Annotated in this window: 19 protein-coding genes; 11 read left to right on the top strand and 8 right to left on the bottom strand. The window is 61.1% G+C overall.

What is annotated here, in order from left to right; genetic code table 11:
- Positions 1 to 194: 194 nt before the first annotated feature.
- The 5 genes from EIH26_RS06950 to EIH26_RS06930 all read right to left on the bottom strand — a co-directional run bounded on the left by EIH26_RS06950 (position 195) and on the right by EIH26_RS06930 (position 4323).
- Positions 195 to 1097 (bottom strand): transporter substrate-binding domain-containing protein, encoded by a 903-nt coding sequence (locus tag EIH26_RS06950; RefSeq protein WP_206424696.1) that lies wholly within the window; start codon positions 1095 to 1097, stop codon positions 195 to 197.
- A gap of 44 nt (positions 1098 to 1141) precedes the next feature.
- A complete protein-coding gene (locus tag EIH26_RS06945; RefSeq protein ID WP_124061484.1) occupies positions 1142 to 1909 on the bottom strand; it encodes an amino acid ABC transporter ATP-binding protein in 768 nt (255 codons plus the stop codon).
- The gene (locus EIH26_RS06940; protein ID WP_124061483.1) at positions 1910 to 2587 is read right to left on the bottom strand and encodes an amino acid ABC transporter permease; all 678 of its coding nucleotides are present in this window, start codon (positions 2585 to 2587) and stop codon (positions 1910 to 1912) included.
- Entirely contained in the window at positions 2568 to 3227 is a 660-nt protein-coding gene (locus EIH26_RS06935; protein WP_124061482.1) for an amino acid ABC transporter permease, read from the bottom strand. The genes EIH26_RS06940 and EIH26_RS06935 overlap by 20 nt, the downstream gene beginning before the upstream one ends.
- Before the next feature lie 130 nt (positions 3228 to 3357).
- Positions 3358 to 4323 carry an AraC family transcriptional regulator gene (locus EIH26_RS06930; protein WP_164471009.1) on the bottom strand — a complete coding sequence of 322 codons (966 nt, stop codon included), beginning with the start codon at positions 4321 to 4323 and terminating at the stop codon, positions 3358 to 3360.
- Positions 4324 to 4534: 211 nt separating this feature from the next.
- On the opposite strand from EIH26_RS06930, the gene EIH26_RS06925 reads away from it, so the two are divergent.
- Genes EIH26_RS06925 through EIH26_RS06905 form a run of 5 tightly spaced genes read left to right on the top strand, consistent with a single transcriptional unit; the run spans position 4535 to position 11098 of the window.
- A complete protein-coding gene (locus tag EIH26_RS06925) occupies positions 4535 to 5296 on the top strand; it encodes an energy-coupling factor transporter transmembrane protein EcfT (protein WP_124061480.1) in 762 nt (253 codons plus the stop codon).
- Between the two features lies 1 nt (position 5297).
- A complete protein-coding gene (locus tag EIH26_RS06920; protein ID WP_164471007.1) occupies positions 5298 to 6899 on the top strand; it encodes an ABC transporter ATP-binding protein in 1602 nt (533 codons plus the stop codon).
- Between the two features lie 4 nt (positions 6900 to 6903).
- The gene (locus tag EIH26_RS06915; RefSeq protein WP_124061478.1) at positions 6904 to 7527 is read left to right on the top strand and encodes an MptD family putative ECF transporter S component; all 624 of its coding nucleotides are present in this window, start codon (positions 6904 to 6906) and stop codon (positions 7525 to 7527) included.
- A gap of 15 nt (positions 7528 to 7542) precedes the next feature.
- Positions 7543 to 9372, top strand: coding sequence for an ABC transporter ATP-binding protein (locus EIH26_RS06910; RefSeq protein WP_124061477.1), 1830 nt, complete (start codon positions 7543 to 7545; stop codon positions 9370 to 9372).
- The gene (locus EIH26_RS06905) at positions 9362 to 11098 is read left to right on the top strand and encodes an ABC transporter ATP-binding protein (RefSeq protein ID WP_124061476.1); all 1737 of its coding nucleotides are present in this window, start codon (positions 9362 to 9364) and stop codon (positions 11096 to 11098) included. Before EIH26_RS06910 ends, EIH26_RS06905 begins: the two co-directional genes overlap by 11 nt.
- 28 nt (positions 11099 to 11126) lie before the next feature.
- On the opposite strand, the gene yaaA is transcribed toward EIH26_RS06905, so the two are convergent.
- Positions 11127 to 11918 carry a peroxide stress protein YaaA gene (yaaA, locus tag EIH26_RS06900; protein WP_124061475.1) on the bottom strand — a complete coding sequence of 264 codons (792 nt, stop codon included), beginning with the start codon at positions 11916 to 11918 and terminating at the stop codon, positions 11127 to 11129.
- A gap of 164 nt (positions 11919 to 12082) precedes the next feature.
- Here yaaA and EIH26_RS06895 point away from each other — a divergent pair, with 164 nt between their 5' ends.
- A complete protein-coding gene (locus EIH26_RS06895; RefSeq protein WP_124061474.1) occupies positions 12083 to 12994 on the top strand; it encodes an acetamidase/formamidase family protein in 912 nt (303 codons plus the stop codon).
- 37 nt (positions 12995 to 13031) lie between these two features.
- Positions 13032 to 14420 carry an APC family permease gene (locus EIH26_RS06890; protein ID WP_124061473.1) on the top strand — a complete coding sequence of 463 codons (1389 nt, stop codon included), beginning with the start codon at positions 13032 to 13034 and terminating at the stop codon, positions 14418 to 14420.
- Positions 14421 to 14485: 65 nt separating this feature from the next.
- On the opposite strand, the gene EIH26_RS06885 is transcribed toward EIH26_RS06890, so the two are convergent.
- Both EIH26_RS06885 and EIH26_RS06880 read right to left on the bottom strand, forming a co-directional pair.
- Positions 14486 to 14827, bottom strand: a complete 342-nt coding sequence (locus tag EIH26_RS06885) for an arsenate reductase family protein (RefSeq protein WP_124061472.1) — start codon at positions 14825 to 14827, stop codon at positions 14486 to 14488.
- A 29-nt stretch (positions 14828 to 14856) separates the two neighbouring features.
- Complete coding sequence (locus tag EIH26_RS06880; RefSeq protein ID WP_124061471.1) at positions 14857 to 16365, bottom strand: helix-turn-helix transcriptional regulator; 1509 nt, start codon at positions 16363 to 16365, stop codon at positions 14857 to 14859.
- A 192-nt stretch (positions 16366 to 16557) separates the two neighbouring features.
- Here EIH26_RS06880 and EIH26_RS06875 point away from each other — a divergent pair, with 192 nt between their 5' ends.
- Genes EIH26_RS06875 through nrfD form a run of 4 tightly spaced genes read left to right on the top strand, consistent with a single transcriptional unit; the run spans position 16558 to position 20845 of the window.
- On the top strand, positions 16558 to 17220 hold the full coding sequence (locus tag EIH26_RS06875; RefSeq protein WP_124061470.1) for a molecular chaperone TorD family protein: 663 nt from the start codon (positions 16558 to 16560) through the stop codon (positions 17218 to 17220).
- A 42-nt stretch (positions 17221 to 17262) separates the two neighbouring features.
- A complete protein-coding gene (locus EIH26_RS06870) occupies positions 17263 to 19443 on the top strand; it encodes a molybdopterin-dependent oxidoreductase (protein WP_124061469.1) in 2181 nt (726 codons plus the stop codon).
- Entirely contained in the window at positions 19443 to 19976 is a 534-nt protein-coding gene (locus EIH26_RS06865) for a 4Fe-4S dicluster domain-containing protein (protein WP_124061468.1), read from the top strand. The genes EIH26_RS06870 and EIH26_RS06865 overlap by 1 nt, the downstream gene beginning before the upstream one ends.
- 5 nt (positions 19977 to 19981) lie before the next feature.
- Positions 19982 to 20845, top strand: a complete 864-nt coding sequence (nrfD, locus tag EIH26_RS06860) for an NrfD/PsrC family molybdoenzyme membrane anchor subunit (protein ID WP_124061467.1) — start codon at positions 19982 to 19984, stop codon at positions 20843 to 20845.
- The last annotated feature ends 18 nt before the right edge of the window (positions 20846 to 20863 follow it).

The following is a 20863-nucleotide window of genomic DNA, read 5'->3' as shown; positions in this document are numbered from 1 at the left end:
CGGGTTCGCATCGACTAGGTGCGTTCGAGGGAAAGCGAACGCAGCGTATGCTCGCGCATAAGCATACGGTAAAAGCCGCTGCAGAGGGGGCGGTTTCGGTCTGCGGAGCGACAAGTTAACAAAAAACGCGGCCTTCCCGGGAACCGGGAAGGCCGCGTCATCACGGGTTTTCAGCAGGGTCCTCGAATTCAGGGTTACTTCGGCTCTACGACGAGGGTGTCTCGGTAGGCTTCGCCGTACGTGGCGGCGAGGGTCTTGTCGTAAGCGTCGTGGAAGAAGCGCTGGGAGCCCAGGGATGCAAGTTCGTCGTTGAGCCAGGAACGCAGCGAGTCGTTGCCCTTGGTCACGGCCGGAGCGATGGTGTCGGCGTTTCCGAGCGCGTCGATGCCCACCACGTACCTGCCTGCGTCGGCCTTCGCGAAAGCGATCACCTCGGTGTTGTCATTGGCCCAGGCCACGCCTTCACCGTTTTCGAAGGCGGTTTTGGCGCTGGCGTAAGTGTCGAACTTCTTCATCTTCACGTTGGGCATGTTCTTGGTGAGGTAGGTTTCGGCGGTGGTTCCCGAAATGACGATGACCTCGTCGTTCGGACCGATCTGCGCCATGTCGGTGATCGGGTTGTCGGTGCGCGACACCACTCCCAAAGCCACGTTCATGTAGGGTGCGGCGAAATCGACCTGCTGGGCGCGCTCGTCGGTGACGGTGAAGTTCGCCAGGATGATATCGACCTTGTTCGTCTGCAGGTACTCGACGCGGTTGGCCGCTTCGGTGGAGACGAATTCGACCTTCACGCCCAGATCCTCACCGATCCTGTTGGCGAGCTCGATGTCGTATCCGGCGTAGCTGCCGTGCTCGTCCACGTAACCGAAGGGGCTCTTATCGGAAAACACGCCGATGCGCACGGTGCCGGACTCTTTGATCTGCTCGACGCTGCGAGGGCTGTTGCCTGCGGGACCTCCGGCGTCTTTGATGGCGCATCCGGCAAGCAGCGCAGTCGCCAGCGCCGCCGTTGCCAGCGCGGCAAGGGCGGCTTTCGTTCTCTTGTTGGCTCCAAACATGTTCACGTACCTCTCTTTCGCATCGTCTGTCTGGTTCATCGGGGCCCCACGGCGTGTCGTTTCATCGATGGGGCGGGTTTGCGCTATGAGGGCTCGCGGTGTTTGACGGCCTCGAACGTGAAGGTGCGCAGGAAACGTTTGGCCCGCTCGGTTTTCGGTTGGGTGAAGAACCGCTCGGGATCGCCTTGCTCGACCACCTCGCCGCCGTCGAAGAACAGCACGCGGTCGGCTACGGCGCGGGCGAACGACATCTCGTGGGTGACGATGAGCATCGTCTTTCCCTCCCGCGCCAAATCGAGGATGACGTCGAGCACTTCGCGCACCATTTCGGGATCGAGGGCGGCGGTGATCTCGTCGAGCAGCATCGCCTCGGGTTTCATGGCAAGGGCCCGCGCGATTGCGACGCGCTGCTTCTGGCCTCCCGAAAGCTCGCGCGGATACGCATCGCGCTTATCGATGAGCCCCACGCGCTCGAGAAGAGACTCGGCTTCGCGCACGACGTCGGCCTTGCTGCGCCTCTGCACCACCAGGGGCGAAAGCGTGATGTTTTCCATGACCGTCTTATGGGGGAACAGATCGTAGCTTTGGAACACCATCCCGATGCGCTGGCGAACGGCCGCGATGCCCTTCGAAGACCCGTCGATGGGTTTTCCGTCAAGCTCGATCGTGCCCCCCTGGATATCCTCGAGCCCGTTGATACATCGTAGAAACGTGGACTTGCCGCATCCTGAGGGGCCGACGATGACGACGACCTCGCCCTGATCGACATCGAGGCTGATGTCTTTCAGAACGACGTTGTCGCCGTAGGCTTTGCGCAGGTGCGCGATGCGCAGTACGGGCGTCTCGCTCATCTACATGCTCCATTTCTTCTCGAGTTTGCCCGCCAGCAGGCTGATGGGCCAGCATATGAGGAAATACAGGGCAAATATCGTGCCGTAGATGCCGAATACGGCATTGGGGCTGATCATTCGGTTTGCCTCGATGATCTGCTGTCCGACTTTCATCACTTCTACCACTCCGATCATCATGACGAGCGACGTGGTTTTGATCATGCGGGTGACCAGGTTGATGGACAGAGGGGCGAGCCGGCGTAGCGTTTGGGGCACGATGATGTGCCGGTACATCTGCACATCGGTCATTCCAAGCGCGCGGGCGCTTTGGTATTGCTGGGCCGGGATGCTTCCGAGCGCTCCGCGAACCAAATCGCCCATCTCGGCGATTCCCCAGAAGCTGAACACGATGATGGCCGAAGCCTCGGCGGAGAGGTTCGCATGCAATACGCGCGTGGCTCCGAAGAACACGACGAACAGCAAGACCAGTTGCGGCATGATGCGCACGGTTTCAAGGTAGAGGCGGCTTACGAAGCGAGCCGCCGGGTTCCTCCATGTCATGAAAACGCCGAAGAGCAGTCCGAGCGCGATGCTGACGACGACCGAAACGACGCTTATCTCTACTGCGACCAGCAGACCTTGAAGGAGACGCGCCGCGTTGGCTCCCTTGAGAAGGACGTCAAGCCCCAAAAGCTCCATAGCGCAACCTCCTCTCGAGGATGGTTCCCGCGATGGAAACCGGCACGATGATCATCAGGTAGAACAGAACCAGCATCACGAGGCATTCGGTGGTGTCGTAGTACAGGCCGATGAGGTCCTTCGCGACGAACATCAGATCGAGCAGGCTGATAGCGGAAAACACGCTGGTTTCCTTCAGTAGAAATATCACGTTGGCAACGAACGATTGGATGCTGAGCGCGATGGCTTGGGGAAGCACGATATGGTGCATGACCTGGCGTCGACTCATACCGAGCGACAGGGCGCTTTCGGTCTGGCCGGTCTCGACCGCTTCCAGTCCGCTGCGGAAGGTCTCGGCCATGTAGGCGCCTCCCAGAAGCGCCAACCCCAGGCATCCGCATAGTTCGGCATCGACGGGCAATCCGAGGCGCGGCAGCCCGAAATATATGAAGAACAACTGAATGAGCAGGGGTGTGTTGCGGAACAGCTCGACGTAGACCCGTACGATCCTATGCAGGATCGGAACTCGGAAGGAGGTGACGAGTGCCGAAACCAGTCCGATGACGATCGAGCCCGCGATGCCTATCCAGCCGATGCGCAGCGTGAGAAGCGCGGCGTGGGCGTAGAGCGGCAGGTACTCGAGCATGGCGCCGTAGTCCACGAATCCCTCCTCTCTGGTTCCTTTGAATCTGTGGGTGTCCAGGAAACGATGAAGCAGTATCGGTGGTCATTGTAGCGGTCAACACGCCTCGTCTGCGCGCGGCAAAACGGCGAAAGCGGGCTTCGGTTGGCTAGCGGTTGCGACGCCACTCGGTGGGACAGGCGCCGGTTTCTCTGCGGAAAGCTTTCGAGAAGCTGCTGAGGTGCTCGAACCCTACGCTGCGTGCGATATGGGAAAGGCTGTTGGCGGGATTTTCCATCATGGCCGTCGCACGTTCGATCCGCGCTTTGCGCACCCATTCCGAGATGGTCGTCCCCGTTTCCCGCTTGAAGGCTGCGCATAGGTAGCTTCTGCTGACGTAGAGCTGTTCGGCAAGCGCGGACACCGAGGGGGGTCGCGCGAGGTCGCGTTCTATGATCGACCGCGCATTCCCGACCATGCGGGCTTGGCGGTCGCAGCCCAGGCCGTTGTCCGCTTCGGCCTTGCCCTTCGCGTAGTCGTTGAGGATCGCGGCCACGAGAAATCCCTTGCTTTGGAAGTAGGGAAGCGCTCCGGGGCGAAACGTGCGTTCGACTGCCAACGATGCCATGATCGTGGCAAGTTCTCCGGGCACCTCGTCGGCGGGTGTTCTCGACAGCTCTGCGAACAAGGTGTCGAAGCCGTCTTTGAACCGTTCGTTCATATCGTCGAAGAACGAGGGGAGGTAGCAAAAGGATGCCGATCGGTACGTCGTGCCGCCTTCGATGACGAAAGGCTTGCTTTCCTCCGCGTAGGCGAAGGCCGCGATGGCGTCTTGCCCCTGTTCGACCTCTTTGAAGGGAAGCGGGAAGTTTCGCACCGACTGGTGGCTCATCAGAGCGGCGCATGCGTAGGGGACCGATTTTGGGGATATGGTCTGGGGGGATATCACGTTCAGATCGAGGAAGAACAGGGCGGCGTTTTTGGTGATGGGCAGCGTGCGCAGGTAGCCGTACCCCCAGTCGCGCGCTCCCTGGGCGATGAGCCCCAGTCGGTCTTGGACGACGGGCATACCGAGTTGTTCCAGCTGGGGTTCGTAAAGGGCCCTCAGGTTGTCTTCGAGTGCAAACGATGTCACACGGTTCCTTTCGTCTCGTCTCGCTTTGCCCAACATCCCCAACACTTAGCCGAATATATCCCCTTAAATGTTAGCACTAGTTTATTTTTTAGCCGCAGCTCTAGATTGGTAGCCGATAAACGATGCGGTTTCTTCGAGGGCGGTCTGTTGCGGGGGCTTGGATGAGCCTCGAGCGGTTCGCGGAGAGACCCTTGAGGTTCGGGAGTCACCTATGGCGACAGCGTGCGCGTCGAGCGCGTCTTCGACGCTTCAAACCGATATGAGGGAACGGCTGTCTGGGTCGGCGCGCGGCCGTCTCGATCCGCGCGTGTCGCTTGTCGCGCTGGTGGGTCTCAACGCCGCGGTGGCGATCTCTCCGAGCTTTATCGTGGTGGCTGCGGCCTTTTTCTTCTCCTTCGCCTGCATGCTGCGTTGCGGCCGCTATCGAATGGCCCTGAGCTGGCTGGTTGCGTTCGTTCTGATGCGCGCTGCGATGTCTGCCCTCATGGCCCTTTCCGTCGAGCTTTCCGTATACGTATCGACGCTGCTGATGATGTGGCGCGTGATGCCTCCCGCTGCGTTCGGGGTGCTGTTCGTAACCTCCACGCGCTTCGGGGAGCTGGCGGCTGCTTTGACGAGGTGCGGGGTTCCCCTGCGCATGACGATCGCGTTGGGCGTGGCCCTGCGCTTCTTTCCCACTGCGCGCAGCGAGGCCCGCGCGGTGCGCGAAGCTTTGAGATCGCGCGGCATGGCGCTTACCCCGGTGTCGTTCGCCCGCGATCCGGCGGCGCTGTTCGAGCGGTTCATGGTTCCCTATCTGCACCGCATAGCAACGGTGGCCGACGAGCTGGGCAACGCCGTCACGTCGCGCGGAGCCGAATCGCATGCTGGGCGCACGTCGCTTTACGAGCTTTTCCTGTCTCCGGCCGACAAGGTGGCTCTTGCCGCTACGGCGCTCCTTGCGATCGCGGCGGTCGTCGAGAGGATGGGCTGACATGGCGGCGGTTTCGCGTGGCGATTGCGCGATCGACATCGAGGGCGTGTCGTTTTGGTACGAAGGACAGAGCGAACCTGCCCTCGACAACGTTTCCCTTCGGGTCGAACGCGGGCGATGCGTGGTGGTGACGGGTGCGTCGGGGTGCGGGAAGACGACGCTCACGCACCTGGTCAACGGCCTTGTCCCCCATATCTACGAAGGGTCTATGACAGGACGCGTGCACGTCGAGGGAAACGACCTCGCCGATGTCTGCGCGTCGTGGATCGGGACAAGCGTGGGAACGGTGTTCCAGAACCCGCGCAGCCAGTTCGTGAACCAAGACGTTGTTTCCGAGATCGCGTTCGGATGCGAGAACCTGGGTATCGAGCGGCAGGAGATGATCCGAAGGGTCGCCGACAGCGCATGCGCCCTGCGCATAGAGCCCTTGCTGTTTCGCACGATCGACGAGCTTTCCGGAGGCCAGCGCCAGTCGGTGGTCATCGCCTCGGCCCACGCCGTGGATCCCTCCGTCCTCGTTTTGGACGAACCCACCGCATCGTTGGATGTGCCCAGCATGATTCGCCTGGCCCGGTCCATCGAGCGCCTCAAACGGGAAGGCAGGACCGTGCTGGTGTCCGAGCACCGCCTTTGGTGGTTGCGCGGGGTGGCCGATCGCGTGGTGTTCATGGAGCGCGGGAAAGTTGCAGGCGACTGGACGGGCGATCAGTACGCCGCCCTTGCGTTTTCCGAGCGCGCGAGCCGGGGCATGCGCGCATGGTCGGTTGACGAGATGGATCGGATGCGCTCGTTCGTCAGAGGCGCCGAAGATGCCTTTCCGGATGAAAAGCCGAACCGCCGCTTTTCATCCGGAGCCGCCGACATCGAGGTGCAGGGGCTGACGGTGCGCTACGGGCGCAAAGGGCGAGAGGCGCTGGAGGACGCGTCGCTTTGCTGCAAGGGAGGAGAGGTTGTCGGCTTGATCGGTCCCAACGGCGCGGGCAAGACCACGCTTCTGCGCTGCCTTGCGGGTTTGGAGCGCGAACGGTCGGGAAGCGTGGCCGTCGGCGGCCGCCCTGTCGGTTTGGGAAAACGTCCCGATCTTGTCCACCTGGTCATGCAGGAACCCGGCTACCAGCTGTTCTCCGACAGCGTCGCGGGCGAGATCGAGTGCTCCCTGCTTTCGGGCGAGCGGCGTTGCTCGCGCTGCGGAGGCGATGACGAAGCCGGGCGTCTTGCGGCCGAGGTCGAGGGGCTTCTCGGCGCGTTTTCGCTTGGCGGCATGCGCGAGCGCCATCCGCTTTCACTGTCGGGTGGACAGCGCCAGCGCCTTGCCATCGCCGCCGCGGCGGCGCGGCGCACCCCGGTCATGGTTTTAGACGAACCGACGAGCGGTCTGGACCTTGCCAACATGGCGGCCGTCGCACGCCTCGTGCGCCGCGCAGCCTGCCAAGGGACCTCCGCGATCGTGGTCACTCACGACTACGAGTTCCTGACGGCGGCGTGCGATCGGGTGATCGAGTTGGAGGAAGGGCGCGTTTTGCGTGCCTATCCTCTGGATGAAGAAGGCGCCGCGAGGGTCAAACGACGCTTCGGGTTCGGCGCACTGAGAGAAAAGGAGTGAGAATATGTCTGATCGGAGTTTCAATGCGGTGGTGAAGACGGGGTCGCAGGGCCGTCTCGTCGCCAAGGACTTCATCGTCATAGCGGCATTCACCGTGGTGATGTTCCTGTTCATGATGGTCTTAGCGATCGTTATGAGCTTCAACACCAACACGGCTTTCGCCACGCACGGCATCGGGGGCATCGTCGTGGGCATCCCCTGGGTGTATCTCATGATGCGCGTTCCCAAGCGGGGCGCTGCGCTTGCGACGGGCGCTCTCATGGCGCTTGTCGCCTATCTCATGGGCATGTTCTGGACCGGTCCGGTGGGCATGCTTGCGGGAGGCGCTGTCGCCGAGGCGATCCTTGGCTTGGGGAAGCGGTCGAAAGCGGCCGTCATCGCGTCGTTTGCGGCCTTCGTCCTGTGCTGGTGGGTCGGTCACGTCTCGCTCCTTCTCCTGGCGGGCGATAGCTACGTCGAGGAGATCGTGCGGATGGGCATGACGCGCGAATACGGGGAGGGGCTGGTGTCGTGGTCGCGCTCGCCTTTGTTCTTCGCCACCATGGCGGCAACCCCTGTGCTCTGCGCGCTGGGAGGCCTCATCGGCACCAAGGTGTTCGCGAAGCATTTCTCCAAGATTTCCCGGTAAAGGAGGCGTGTTCTCATGAACGAGAGAGGCGAGGAGGAAAAGGGCGGGCGCAACCCCGTTCTCCAGCTTTTGGAATTCGCCGAAGACCGGAAGGGCTTCGCCGTCGTCGGATCCGTCCTCTCGGCGGCCAGCGGGATTCTCGGCGTCGTTCCCTACGTGCTTGTGTGGTTCGTGATGCGCGAGTTCGTTCAGGTGGCCCCCCGCTGGGAAGAAGCGGGCGCCGTGCAGGGTTATGTCTGGGGAGCGTTCGTCGCGGTGGCCGCGGGCATCTTCGTTTACGCCGCAGGGCTTCTGCTTACTCACATGTGCGCGTTTCGCATCGCGTTGAACATGCGCAACCGCTGCGCCGAGCATCTCTCACGCGTACCGTTGGGGTATTTCGATTCCCATTCGTCGGGGCAGCTGAGGCGCGTCATAGACATGTCGGCTGCCCAGACCGAGGATATGATCGCCCATAAGCTCCCCGATTTCGTGGGCTCGCTGGTTGCACCGCTTGCGTTTATCGCGTGCATGTTCGTCTTCGACTGGGTGATGGGTTTGATGTGCCTGGTCCCCATCTTCGTGTCCGCGTTTTCCATGTGGTGGATGATGGGTCGCGACGTTCCCGAGGGCGGGCGTTACTTCATGGGCAAATACCAAGCCGCCCTCACGCGCATGAGCGAAAGCGCGACCGAGTACGTGCGCGGCATCCCCGTCGTGAAGGTGTTTCAGCAAACTGTGCGTTCGTTCACCTCGTTTTACGAGGCGATCGAAGAGTACCGTCGGATGGCGACGCGCTACGTTGATTTCTGCAAGATCCCTCAGGTGGCGCAGCTCGTCGCCATCAACGCGACGTTCGCGGTGCTCGTTCCGGCGGGTATCCTGCTCGCCCATGCGGCGACCGACTTTCCGCTGTTTCTGACGAACTTCCTCTTCTACGTGTTCTTCTCGGCGTTTACCACGTCTACTCTGACCAAGATCATGTATGCCACCGAAACCGTCCTGGTCGCCCAGGATGCGGTCAACCGCATCGAAGGCGTTCTGAGCGTCGAGCCCTACACCGAGGTTTCGCCCGACAAGGCCCGCTACCCCGAAGATGCGTCGCTGTCTCTTGTCGATGTATCCTTCTCGTACCCGGGATCGGACGTCCGCGCGATAGATGGCGTGTCGCTTGAGGTCGAGTCCGGCGCAACGCTTGCCCTCGTCGGAGAAAGCGGAAGCGGGAAAACTACGCTGGCCAGCTTGTTTCCCCGTTTCTGGGATGCGGGGGAGGGCACGGTGAAGGTCGGGGGTGCCGACGTGCGCCTCATTCCGACGCCCGCCCTTATGGATCACGTCGCCTTCGTGTTCCAAAACGACCGCTTGTTCAAACAGACCCTGCGCGACAACATCCGGGCTGCCCGCCCGTCTGCAACCGACGCCGAAGTGGAGGCGGCGGCCAAGGCGGCTCAGTGCGACGACATCATCGCCAAGTTTCCCGATGGTCTCGACACGCTGGTCGGTTCGAAGGGGGTGCATCTGTCGGGAGGCGAATGCCAGCGCATCGCCATCGCGCGCGCCATTCTGAAAGACGCCCCCATCGTCATCTTCGACGAGGCGACCGCTTTCGCCGATCCCGAAAACGAGATCCTTATCCAGAAGGCGCTGGGCCATCTGTGCGCAGGCAAGACGGTTCTCATGATCGCGCATCGCTTGTCGACGGTGGTGAACGCCGATCGCATCTGCGTTATGAAAGCCGGGCGGATCGTGGAGATGGGCGCGCATGACGAGCTCGTTTGCGCTCAGGGGGCGTATGCCGCTCTGTGGGAGAGTTACCGGAAGTCGGTCTCGTGGAAGATCGGAGGAGGTGCGGTCGATGTTGCGTAAGGCTTTCGCTCTGACCGAAGAAGGGTACGCCTGTTTGAAAAAAGGAGCAGCGGCCTGCGCGCTTGCGAACCTCGCCCTCATGGCGCCGGTGATGGTCCTTTACGTGTGCACCGAAGCGTTTCTGGGGCACCTGGTCGATTCCGCGGCGGCGCTGCCCGGATTGGCGCCGTATCTGGCCGCGGTCGCTGCGGTGCTGGTCGTTTTGTTTCTCACCCAGCTTTTCGAATACGACAACACCTATTCGATTGTGTATGCGGAAAGCGCCCGCAAACGCATCTTCATCGCCGAGCGCTTGAGACGGCTTCCCCTGTCGTTTTTCGGGAAACGCGACCTATCGGATCTGACAGCGGTCATCATGAAAGATTGCGCCGATCAGGAGCGTATCTTTTCACATATCATTCCCCAGCTCATAGGTGCGGGGATTTCCACGATCGTTGTCGCCGTCATGCTTTTGGCGTTCGATTGGCGTTTGGGGCTTGCAGCTTTGTGGCCCATTCCCGTTGCGGTTTGCGCGATGGTGTTGTCGACTCGCTATCAAGATCGCGGCATACGGATGAAAAACGATGCGGCGCTGTCCTATATCGACGGTTTGCAGGAGTACATCGAGTGCGCCCGCGAGATACGCTCGACCAACCGGATAGAAGCTGCCCTTTCCGACTTGCGCGAGAGGGCTCGCCGCATCGAGCGGGCGAAGTTCGCCTGCGAGATCGGCGTCGGGGTCGTGGTGTCCAGTTCGCAGGCGTTTCTGCGCCTCGGCCTTGCCACCACCGTCCTGGTGGGATCGAGCCTCATGCTTGCCGGATCGACGAGCCTCGTCGTCTTTTTCGCCTACCTCCTCGTGGTCACACGCCTGTACGATCCGGCTTCGGTGATCCTCGCGTCCACCGCCGAGCTTATCGACCTGCGTCACAACCTCGCTCGCATGAGGGCCATCGAGGAGCAGCCCATCCAGGAGGGCGCCCTGTCGTTTGATCCGGCGGGACACGATATCGAATTCTCGCATGTGACGTTCTCGTACGCCGACGATCTCGGGACGGTTCTCGAAGACGTGTCCTTCACGGCGAAAGAGGGCGAGGTAACCGCGCTCGTCGGCCCGTCGGGAGGAGGGAAGTCGACGGTTGCCAAGCTTGCTGCACGTTTCTGGGACGTCGAAGGCGGCCGCGTGCTCGTGGGCGGCATCGACATATCGACGATCGATCCCGAAACCCTGCTTGCCGATTATGCCGAAGTGTTTCAAGAGGTCGTTCTGTTCGATGCCAGCGTGATGGAAAACATCCGCTTGGGAAAGATGGATGCGACCGACGAGGAGGTTCGCGCAGCTGCTGCGGCGGCTATGTGCGACGAGTTCGTCGAGCGTCTTCCCCAGGGGTACGACACCCCTATCGGCGAGAACGGGTCGCGCCTGTCCGGCGGTGAGCGCCAGCGCATATCGATTGCGCGCGCCCTTTTGAAAGACGCTCCGATCGTTTTGCTGGACGAGGCAACCGCGTCGCTCGATGTGGAGAACGAGACGCAGATCCAGGCGGCTCTCTGCGAGCTTTTGAGGGGTAAAACCGTGCTCGTCATCGCGCATCGTATGCGCACGGTGGAAAACGCCGACAAAGTGGTGGTTCTTTCCCGCGGGCGCGTGGTCGAGCAGGGCAGGCCGGCCGACCTGCTTGCGAAAAACGGCATGTTCGCCCGCATGGTGAGTCTGCAGAAAGACGCCGCCGGCTGGGGCTTGTAGGGCCGAGAGGGTTGCCGGGGGCGTCGGTTCAGGTGAGGGACGGGGCGTTCTCGTCCGTACGGACGAATGCGAGTTCGGTTGCGCTCGAGCGCCCCTCGTCGATGCGGTAGCCGATGTCGAAGCGGGGCAGATCCTCGGCGCTTTCGATATTGTTCTCGGCGCACCAGCGAACAAAGCTGCCGCGTGCCGCCTTCGCATGGGCGGCACGCGAGACGAGGCGTCCGGTTCCGTCGTTTTCATAAAACGAGCAGGTTACCAGCGCGCAGGGACGCCCGTTTCCGAAAAACGGCGTCATCGTCCTGGCGTATTCTGCGGAGGCCAGGTTGACGACGAGGCCTTCTTCATCCGTTACTTCGCGAAATAGCGCGTCGCCCCAGAATTGATACAGGTTGCGGCATCCGTCGACGGAAAGCTTGGCCTGCATTTCGAGGCGGTAGGGCACCACGCCGTCCAAAGGTTTGACGACGCCGTAGAACCCCGACAGGATGCGCAGGTTCCGTTGAAGGTACGCAAGTGCGCGTTCGCTCAAGACGCGGGGAGCGAGACTTTGGTACTGAAGCCCTTCGTAGGCGAACAGGGCGGGAGTGAGCCGCGCGTTGGTCGGGTTCAGCCAGTCAAACGTCGCGAGCTGCCGTGTGCTTGCGTACGCGCGATCGGCCACAACGTCGCTGCATTTCCACAGCGCCTGCAGCTCTCGCTTCGTCATCGACAGCAGCGCATCGGCGATCAGGCGCGAACGCTCGCAGAGGATCGGGATGCCCTGCGGCGCGAGAAAGTCGCCTGAAACCATGGTTTTCGCGGGAGAGATGATGATTCTCACAGGATACCCGTCTTTCGGTGGGACCGCATGGCGGCCGAAGTGGTCGATCGTGCCGTTAACCTAATATAGAGCCCGATCACGCATATTGCGGACCCTTCCGGCAGGCTGCGCGCACGGCGGAGGCGCATAATGCCGCAAAGCATTCTTACCAGAAAGGGGCGGCAATGCAGGTCATCACCGATCAGGTTTACCGATTCTCCAAGGACAGCCAGCCGTGCGCCTGGGCGGATCCCGGGGAGACCCTGGTGTTCGAAACGCTCGACTGCTTTTCCAACCGGATTACGGACGAGTCCGTCACCATGCGGTCTTTGGACTACGGCTACGATGTGGCCAACCCTGCCGCAGGGCCGGTGTTCGTCAAGGGCGCCGAACCCGGTGACGTGTTGGTGGTCGATATCCTCGACATCGATGTGGCCGACGAGGGCACCATCGCCACCGACGATCATTGCGGGCCCCTTTACGAGGGTATGCCGTACGCCACTAAGAAGGTTCGGATCGAGAGGGGTTTCGCCTGCTTCAACGGTGTTCGTTTCCCCATCCGTCCGATGATCGGCGTGATCGGAACCGCGCCCAGCGGAGACGACGTTATCGACGGGTATATCGGAAGCCATGGCGGGAACATGGATTGCAAGCTCATCGAGCGCGGTGCGAGGGTGTACCTGCCCGTTCGCGTCGAAGGTGCGCTGCTGCAGATGGGCGATGTCCATGCGGCCATGGGCGATTCCGAGATATGCGGAACGGGAATCGAGATACCGGCGTCCATCACGGTTCGCATCGCCCTTGTTAAAGGATACGAGCTTAATTGGCCGGTGCTCGAGACCAAGGACGCGTGGTATGTGAACGCCAGCGCTCCCGAATACCGAGAAGCTTGCCGCAACGCCGCATGCGAGCTTCACCGCCTGCTGATGCGCGCGACGGGCTGGAGCGCTTCCGACACCTACATGTACATGTCGGTCCAGTGCGATCTGGAGATCAACCAGGGCTGCAAACCATGCGACGTCGAGATGTCTTTGCGCTTCGGCGCCCCCAAACATCCCAGTATAAAGCCGCTCATCGATGCTGATGTGCGGTTTTAGATAAGGCTTCAAGGTTTTTAAGGAGGAAAGGGAGGATATGGCACAGGCAAAGGAGCAGCAGACGCCCGGTGAGGGCGTCGAGAGATTCGGGTACAGGCAAGAGCTTCGGCGAACGCTGGGACTGAGCGACGTGGTTCTGTACGGCGTTCTGTTCATGGTTATCATCGCGCCGCATTCGATCTACGGCCTGGTTGATTATCAGTCTCAGGGTTTGCCGACGCTCGTGTACATCATCGGCTTCATCGCCATCAGCTTCACGGCGCTCAGCTATATGCGTATGAGCAATAGGTTTCCCATCGCGGGTTCGGTGTATTCCTACGTGCAGCGCGGCATCAACCCGCATGTCGGATTCATTTCCGGTTGGGTTATCCTGCTCGATTACTGCATCACTCCCGCTCTGCTGTACGTGATGGTGGCGAACTGGGGCGTTATGCTGGTCCCCGGCAGCCCCTGGTACGTATGGGTCATTGCCTTCGTGGCGCTGAACACGTTCATCACCATTCGCGGCATCACTATCACGCGCGGAGTCGATATCGTCATCTTCGCGGTCGAGATCTTGGCGGTTATCGCCTTCGTCGCTTTGGGCTGCATGTTCATCGCCGGGGGCGGAGGCACCGGCGCCTTCACGATCGATCCGATCTATCAGCCGGGTAAGATCGACGCCCATTTCATCGCCGCGGCCATCTCGATCGCCGCGTTGAATTTCCTCGGGTTCGACGGCATCTCCACGCTGGCCGAAGAGACCGAGCATCCCGAGAAGAACATCGGCCGGGGCATCATCATCGCGCTCTGCATCATCATCGTGGTGTTCATCGCCCAGACCTATATCGCGGCCCTCATCCAGCCCGATTGGCGCAATATCGACCAGGACAACGCCTTTTTCGTGGGCGTCGAGATGATCGGCGGGCCGGTGTTCCAAAAGATCATGCTGGTCATCAATATCGTGGCGGTGGGTATCGCCAACATCATGAATGCCCAGACGGCCGCTTCGCGCCTGCTGTACAGCATGGGTCGCGATAAAACCATCCCCAGCGTGTTCGGCAAGGTTCACCAGAAGTTCCAGACTCCCTATGTGGGCGCGCTCTTTATCGGCGGCATCGCGCTCGCGCTGTCGTTGTTCCTGGACATGGGCGAGCTGGCGACGCTGGTCAATTTCGGAGCACTGACTTCGTTCATCATGCTGAACTTCGCGGTGTTCTGGTTTTTCGCGGTGAAGGAGGGAAAGCGCACGACGTTGGGCGATATCGTGAAGTACCTGGTATGCCCCTGGGTCGGCATCCTTATCCTGGCTTACGTGTTCACGGGATTCAGCGCGCTTACCTATGCGGTGGGCGTGTCCTGGCTGGTGATCGGCCTTATCGTGGGCGCGGTGAGATCGCGCGGCTACAAGGAGGTTCCCGAAGCGTTCAAGAACCTCGAGGTTTAGCCCTTCTTCCCTCTCACGCCGCATCGCGCTCGACGCCGCATCCCATCTGGGATGCGGCGTCGTTGCTATTCCCAGGTTTTCCACACGTCGGGTTGGTACCCTACGGTGGCCTTGCGGCCGTTGCGCACGATAGGCGTGCGAACGACCTGCTGATTTTCAAGTATCTTGTCGAATTTCAGGACATCGGGCGTATGCTCGACCAGGGTGCGGGCATAATCGTCTTTGCAGGAGGAATCGATGAGCGCATCGATTCCTCCGACTGCCTGGGCGACCGAGGAGAGCTCCCCTTTGCTCAGACCCTTCTCCTTCATATCGATGAACTGGAACGGGATGCGGCGCTCTTTGAAGTAGCGCTGAGCCTTCTTGGTGTCGAAGCTTTTACCGGTACCGAATATCTGGATGTTCATGAAGGGCTCCTTGTCGCGCGCCGAGGGGATTACATGCCGTCTTGGTCGTTCTCGTAGGTTCTGATCAGCGCGAAGAGGTCTTCGCGTGAGTGGAGATCCGCTTTTTCGTAGATCTTGCGCGTATGGGTGCGCACCGTGCTCTCGGAAACGAATAGCTCGGCCGCGATCGCCTTCGCGCTTCTCCCCTGAGCGAGATAGGGAAGGACCTCGGCCTCGCGCCGCGTGAGGGAGAAATCCTCGGAGAGGCGTGTAAGCGGATCGATCGGTTCTGCTCGGTGCTCGGTCTGCGCGGTAGGCGCAGGCACGGAATCGGGGCCGGCGGCTGGTGCAGCATGAAGCGACGTGCGTCGGGCACCGCCTTTACGGTAGATCATCCACGCGAGCAGCAGTCCGTACATGGATGCCACCGACACCGACAGGATGGCGATCCACTGCTGATCGCGGGCAATCAGCGCCGACAGAAAACCGATACCGATGCCGGCGAGGCGCGAGAAGATGGAGATCGCCCTGATGAGGCCTCCCACGAAAAAACCCGAGGCGGCCCGATCGTAGGCGGCCGAGAAGGCGACGTACATCATCGTGACATCGAAGAATCCGTATCCCAGCGTCGTGAGCGTGTTCATGAAGACGGGATTTGATTTCCCGAACAGGGGCAGGATGGCGAACAGGCCGATAACGGTGGGGATGATGAATCGGTAGGCTATGTCGAAGTCGATATGGCGTTTGGCGCACAAGGCAATGGCCACCAGCACCAAGGACAGCGCCAGGTTGGCGAACATGGGCATGCGGTGCGCATCGTTGACCGACTGCATGTTGAGCACGGTGCTTTCCCACATGAATCCGAACAGGAAGCTTACGATGATGGAAAGCGCCATGAGGTCGAACAGCGAGATGAAAGCGGGGCGGCTGTTGGTCATGCGCACTGCATGATCGACCAAAGAGTCGCTGCGCTCCTTTTCGGAGAGCGTGAGGAAGCTGACAACCACGAAGACGGCCAGCAGCGCAACCGAGGGGATCTTCAGATCGGATGAGAGAATGCTGACGGCGAGGAAGAGCGCCGCTGATAGCATGAATACGAGGGGCATGATCAGAGCAAGCTTCGTCGGGTGTTTCTTGCCCAGCTTTTCGGCCCACGAACCCCAGAACAGACCGTAGCCCGCACCGGTAACGATCGAGGAGGCCACCAGGAAGCCCACAGCGGCATCTCCCAAGGGTTCTTGGAGCAGATCGGCGAGCGCGATACCGAACAATCCCACAAGCGTGAGGACGAGCGCGGCTACGGGCAGCCTCTTTCCAAGCGGCCGGTCGCGCGATTCGATCCAAAACGAAACCAGGATAAGAACCGTCATGTTCGCGGTGAACGACGCGACGACGACGATCGTCTGCACGAGGGGCGTGTCGAGTCGACCGTTCAAAAGCACCGAGCTTCTGAACGTAAGCATGCTGCATGCCCAGAAAAACGCCATTCCGACGTCGCTGGGGCGCAGCGACTTAAGCGCGGTGATGCCTTCCGACCTGGAAGACGATGTAAGCGTCATGCGAGAACCACCCCCTGTTGTTCGCGTGTCGAACCATGATATTAGATGGAAGCCGCGCCCCACCGAGACCGGTGTCGTCAGTTTTTGATGATATTAGTTTCCCATCAGGTCTTATGTGAAAAATCATCAATTTGTGACGAGGTTGTGAAGCGCGGGTGAACGTAGTCTCCCTAAGAGCGAGAGGGGAGAGTTATGACCGGAATCACCGAGGGGACGGTTCCGTCGACCGAGACGGTGCGCATCTTGCGCGAAGCAGCCGAGGCGTTCGCCCCGTACGAACCTGCAGAGAATCCAGCGACTTGCAGCAGGCGCGATCGCGCGCTCGACGAGGCTCGCAAGACGCTGCTTGTTGCGGGTCTTCCCGACGCTTCGCTTCCCGTCGAGTCGTTTTTCCGCTCGTTTGGCGATAAGGGCAGCGGGCTTCCCAATGTCAGGGGAATGTACGGATCCGCATCGGCGCAGCATCTGGAGTATCTGTACTCCTTGGCGGGGATCGAGCGCGTTCCCAGCGAGTTTTCGGCGATGCCCGACCACCTTTCGCTCATAAGCGAGTTCGTGGCGCTTCTGGTGGAAGCGGGCGAATTCGATGCGGCTCGCCAGGTTGCGGGCGACCATCTGTGGTGGCTGGGCGAATACGAAGCGCAGCTCGCATCGGTGCGCGACCGAGCGCTCGGCGACGACGCGGATGTTTCGGTGGGACCGACCGCCGAAAGCGACGGGGAGGACGCAAGCGGGGCGGGGATGCCCCCAGGGGACGAGGAATTCTCACGCGGGCTGCTGAAAGAGGGGATCGACGTCATGATCGGGCATCTGCGTGCCGTATCGCATGTGCTCGATCTGATGCAGCGTCTGTAAGCGTGCGAATGGATAGAGAGAGATGAAAGAGGGAGGAAGAAGATGAGGGATGCCTTATCGAGGCGCGGGTTCCTGCAGGGCGCCGCGGCGCTTTCGGCTGTGGCGGCCGCAAGCGGCGCGTCGTACGCAGCCTGGGCTGCAAGCCCCGATCAGCAAGGAGGGGGCGCCGAGGTTTCTCGCGGCTTCACGCTGTGCAACGGCTGCTCGAGCAAGTGCGGTCTGGTATGCACCGTCAAAGACGGGCGCCTGTGGACCGTCGAGGGCCACAAGGATCATCCGAATGCGAAGGGAACGGCTTGCGGTCGCGCTCACGGTGTGGCCCAGATGGCCTACAGTGCGCACCGCATCACGACGCCGCTGCGCAAAACCGAGGACGGATCGTTCGTCCCTTGCACGTGGGACGAGGCGTTCGCCGAGATCGGCGAGCGCGTGAAGAGGATCAAGGGAGAGTTCGGCCCCGAGTCCATCGCCATGATCCAGGACCCGCGCCCGTCGGGCAAGTACTATTCCAAACGCTTCATCAACGCGCTGGGTTCAGCCAACCTCTACACGCACGGGTGCGCCTGCAATCTGTCGAAGGAAAGCGGTCTCACTCAGGTTATCGGCACCGGCAAGTACTCGACCGATTTCGGCAAGGCCAAGATGGTCATGTTCGTCGGCCGCAGCTACGGCGACGGCATCCGCCCTTCGTCGGTTCAAAGCGTCGCGGCGGCGGCCGATGCGAACTGCCGCGTGGTGCTGGTCGATCCGCGTCTGAACAGCACCGGTATCTTCGCAACCGATTGGGTGCCCATCGTTCCCGGCGGTGATCTGGCATTCCTTCTGGGCATGTGCAACGTGCTGATCGAGGAGGACCTGTATAACCACGACTTTATCGACAACGAGACCGTCGGTTTCGACGAGTTTGCGGCTCAGTGCAAAGAGTACACGCCCGAATGGGCCGAGGGTATCTGCGGCGTTTCTGCCGATCGCATTCGCGAACTGGCTCGCGCCATGGCAAAAGCGGCCCCGGCGGCAAGCGTGGAGCCCTCTTGGCGAGCCGTCAATGGCTGCTCGTACGCCAACTCGTTCGAGACCGCCCGCGCGTTCTGCGCGGTGAACGCCCTTCTGGGCAGCTTCGGCCAAAAGGGCGGGGCTCTTCTGACCTCGACCCCTGCGTTCGGAGATCTCGATCCCGAGAAATTCCCCAAGGTTCCCAAGCCCAAGGCCAAGCGCGTGGGAGATGCCGAGTACCCGCTGGCTGTCAGCAACATGGGCTCGGCTGCGGCTGCCGCCGCTTCGGGCAAGGTGAAGGCGTTTTTCTTCTACAATTCCAACGGTGCGCGCGGCTACGGCAGCCCCAAGATGTGGACGAAGGCCCTCGACGACGCCGAGCTCGTGGTCACCATCGACATCCAGATGAGCGAGACCGCGATGCAGTCCGATTTCGTGCTGCCCGAGTGCTCCTACATCGAGCGCATGGAGGTTCCCGAGCCTCTGGGCGGCAAGAAGCACGCCGTGGCCATGAGGTTTCCCATCATCGACCGCATCCATCCCGAGACGAAGTCGTGCGACGAGATCTTCGCCGGGCTTGCCGAGGCGTGCGGCGTGGGCGAGTACTTCCGGTTCAGCGTTGAAGAGCTGTCCGAGGCTCAGCTGAACACGTTGGGGACTTCGGTTGCCGAGGTGCGCGAAAAGGGCGTGGTGGCGCTTCCCGATCCTCATTTCGAATACAAGGTTCCCAAGTTCAAGACGAAATCGGGCAAGGTGGAGCTTTCCAACGAGAAGGTGGGCGCCACCGGCATGAACCCGGTCATCAGCTACATCCCGCGCAAGGTCGTGCCTGCAGACGGCGAGTTCTTCGTCGTCGGCGGCAAGCAGAGCATCCATTCGCACACCATGACGCTGCCGGTTGAGTCGCTGAACGCCATCTCGCGCGAATACAACATGGAGCGCATCTGGATGGCCGCTGCAGACGCCGAGAAACTCGGCATCGAGACGGGCGATACGGTGGAGGTCTACAACGACATCCATTCCGATAAGGTGGCGGTCAAGGTGACCGAGCGCATCATGCCCGGCGTGCTGTTCGTGCCGTCGCATTACGGCGGCAAGTCCAAGGATCTTGCGCTTGCGTACGGATACGGCATCGACCTGTCCGATTACCTCGAGGGCGATTTCGAGCCCCATGTGGGCTCGATCATGAGTCAGGAGATCGCGGTCAAGGTAAGGAAGGTGCAGGCATAATGGCGCGTTACGGGATGCTGATCAACACAAAGAAATGCGTCGGATGCTTTGCGTGTCGACTTGCATGCCAGATGAAAAACGAGCTCGAAGCCAAAGAGTCGTTCATTCATTACGAAGAAGTCGAGAAGGGCACGTTTCCCCGCGTGCATGCCGAGGTCGTGCCCATGCAGTGCATGCACTGCGAGGACGCTCCGTGCCAGACGGTGTGCCCGACCCATGCAACCTACACCACCGATGACGGCGTTGTGCTGGTTGAAGAGGGACGCTGCATCGGCTGCAAGTACTGCATGGCCGTCTGTCCCTACCATGCGCGCGTTCAGATCGAGAGCACGGGCGTCATCGAGAAGTGCCGCTTTTGCTACGAGAACGGGGAAGTGGGCAAACCTTCGTGTGTGAGCACGTGCATTTCGAAGGCGCGTATCTTCGGCGATCTGGACGATCCCGAAAGCGAGATCTCAAAGGCGATTGTCGCTCATAACGCTTTGCCTCTCGCAGGAAACCTGACCGAATCCAAGATCTTCTACGTGAGGTGATGACAATGGTATGGGGACCTTTGATCGCGGGGTATCTGTTCCTCGCAGGCGCCGCCGCGGGCGCCTATCTGACGTCGGTGCTGGTCGAGCGGCTTAACCCCGAGGCGCGGATCATGCGCTTTGCGGGCCGCGTTCTCGGCCTGGTGCTTCTGGGAATCGGTCTGGTTATGCTGATGATCGATGCCGAGGCTGGATTGAAGAACCCGCTGCGGTTCATCTATCTGGTGATGAACCCCGGGTCGGTCATGACTCTGGGCGTTTACTTCATCTGCGTGTTCATGGCGGTCGATTTCGCCACCTGCGTGCTGGAGTTCCTGAAGAGGCCCGTTCCGGGAGCGCTGAGCCTCGTTGGAAGCGCGTTCGCGTTCGCCGTTGCGGCCTATACCGGGTTTTTGCTGGGCGTGGTGAACGACTACCCGCTATGGAACAACTCGGTTCTGCCCATCTTGTTCGTGGCATCGGCCCTGACGGCCGGCCTTGCCGCGGTGAGTCTGGTGGGTATGTTCGCCGAGCGCGTGGCATTCGAGAAGATGGTGCTGCTTAAGCAGATCCACGTCGGTCTGGCCGTTTTGGAGGGCATCGCCCTTTTCGCCCTGTGCGTGATCGTGTTTTCGAACAGCGTCGAGGGCGCCATGGCGGTATCGTCTATGCTGACGGGTGCCTATGCGGGCCTGTTCTGGGTGGGTATCGTGGCCATCGGCCTGGTGGCCCCCCTTGCGATCGCCGTTGCCGAGTTGAAAAGCGAAGGTTCGCCCGAGTCGGGTTTCGGTCTGGCTCTGGGAGCCGCCGGCGAAGTGGGAGCGCTGGCCGGCAGCTTCTGCCTGCGCCTGATCGTCGTTCTGGCCGCCGTGCCTCTGATCTTGGTGTAAGCAAGGAAGCGCTGTATC

This window comes from Gordonibacter sp. Marseille-P4307 (assembly GCF_900604965.1).
In the GTDB taxonomy this organism is placed as follows: Bacteria; Actinomycetota; Coriobacteriia; order Coriobacteriales; family Eggerthellaceae; genus Berryella.
Note: the sequence above shows the minus strand (reverse complement) of the source record. Positions and strands in the feature narration are given on the sequence as shown.

Bases quoted from the DNA above. Each gene is read 5' to 3' on its own strand.
- EIH26_RS06950 (WP_206424696.1), bottom strand. From the start codon at position 1,097: ATGAACCAGACAGACGATGCGAAAGAGAGGTACGTGAACATGTTTGGA.
- EIH26_RS06945 (WP_124061484.1), bottom strand. From the start codon at position 1,909: ATGAGCGAGACGCCCGTACTGCGCATCGCGCACCTGCGCAAAGCCTAC.
- EIH26_RS06940 (WP_124061483.1), bottom strand. From the start codon at position 2,587: ATGGAGCTTTTGGGGCTTGACGTCCTTCTCAAGGGAGCCAACGCGGCG.
- EIH26_RS06925 (WP_124061480.1), top strand. From the start codon at position 4,535: ATGGCGACAGCGTGCGCGTCGAGCGCGTCTTCGACGCTTCAAACCGAT.
- EIH26_RS06920 (WP_164471007.1), top strand. From the start codon at position 5,298: ATGGCGGCGGTTTCGCGTGGCGATTGCGCGATCGACATCGAGGGCGTG.
- EIH26_RS06915 (WP_124061478.1), top strand. From the start codon at position 6,904: ATGTCTGATCGGAGTTTCAATGCGGTGGTGAAGACGGGGTCGCAGGGC.
- EIH26_RS06910 (WP_124061477.1), top strand. From the start codon at position 7,543: ATGAACGAGAGAGGCGAGGAGGAAAAGGGCGGGCGCAACCCCGTTCTC.
- EIH26_RS06905 (WP_124061476.1), top strand. From the start codon at position 9,362: ATGTTGCGTAAGGCTTTCGCTCTGACCGAAGAAGGGTACGCCTGTTTG.
- EIH26_RS06895 (WP_124061474.1), top strand. From the start codon at position 12,083: ATGCAGGTCATCACCGATCAGGTTTACCGATTCTCCAAGGACAGCCAG.
- EIH26_RS06890 (WP_124061473.1), top strand. From the start codon at position 13,032: ATGGCACAGGCAAAGGAGCAGCAGACGCCCGGTGAGGGCGTCGAGAGA.
- EIH26_RS06885 (WP_124061472.1), bottom strand. From the start codon at position 14,827: ATGAACATCCAGATATTCGGTACCGGTAAAAGCTTCGACACCAAGAAG.
- EIH26_RS06880 (WP_124061471.1), bottom strand. From the start codon at position 16,365: ATGACGCTTACATCGTCTTCCAGGTCGGAAGGCATCACCGCGCTTAAG.
- EIH26_RS06875 (WP_124061470.1), top strand. From the start codon at position 16,558: ATGACCGGAATCACCGAGGGGACGGTTCCGTCGACCGAGACGGTGCGC.
- EIH26_RS06870 (WP_124061469.1), top strand. From the start codon at position 17,263: ATGAGGGATGCCTTATCGAGGCGCGGGTTCCTGCAGGGCGCCGCGGCG.
- EIH26_RS06865 (WP_124061468.1), top strand. From the start codon at position 19,443: ATGGCGCGTTACGGGATGCTGATCAACACAAAGAAATGCGTCGGATGC.
- nrfD (WP_124061467.1), top strand. From the start codon at position 19,982: ATGGTATGGGGACCTTTGATCGCGGGGTATCTGTTCCTCGCAGGCGCC.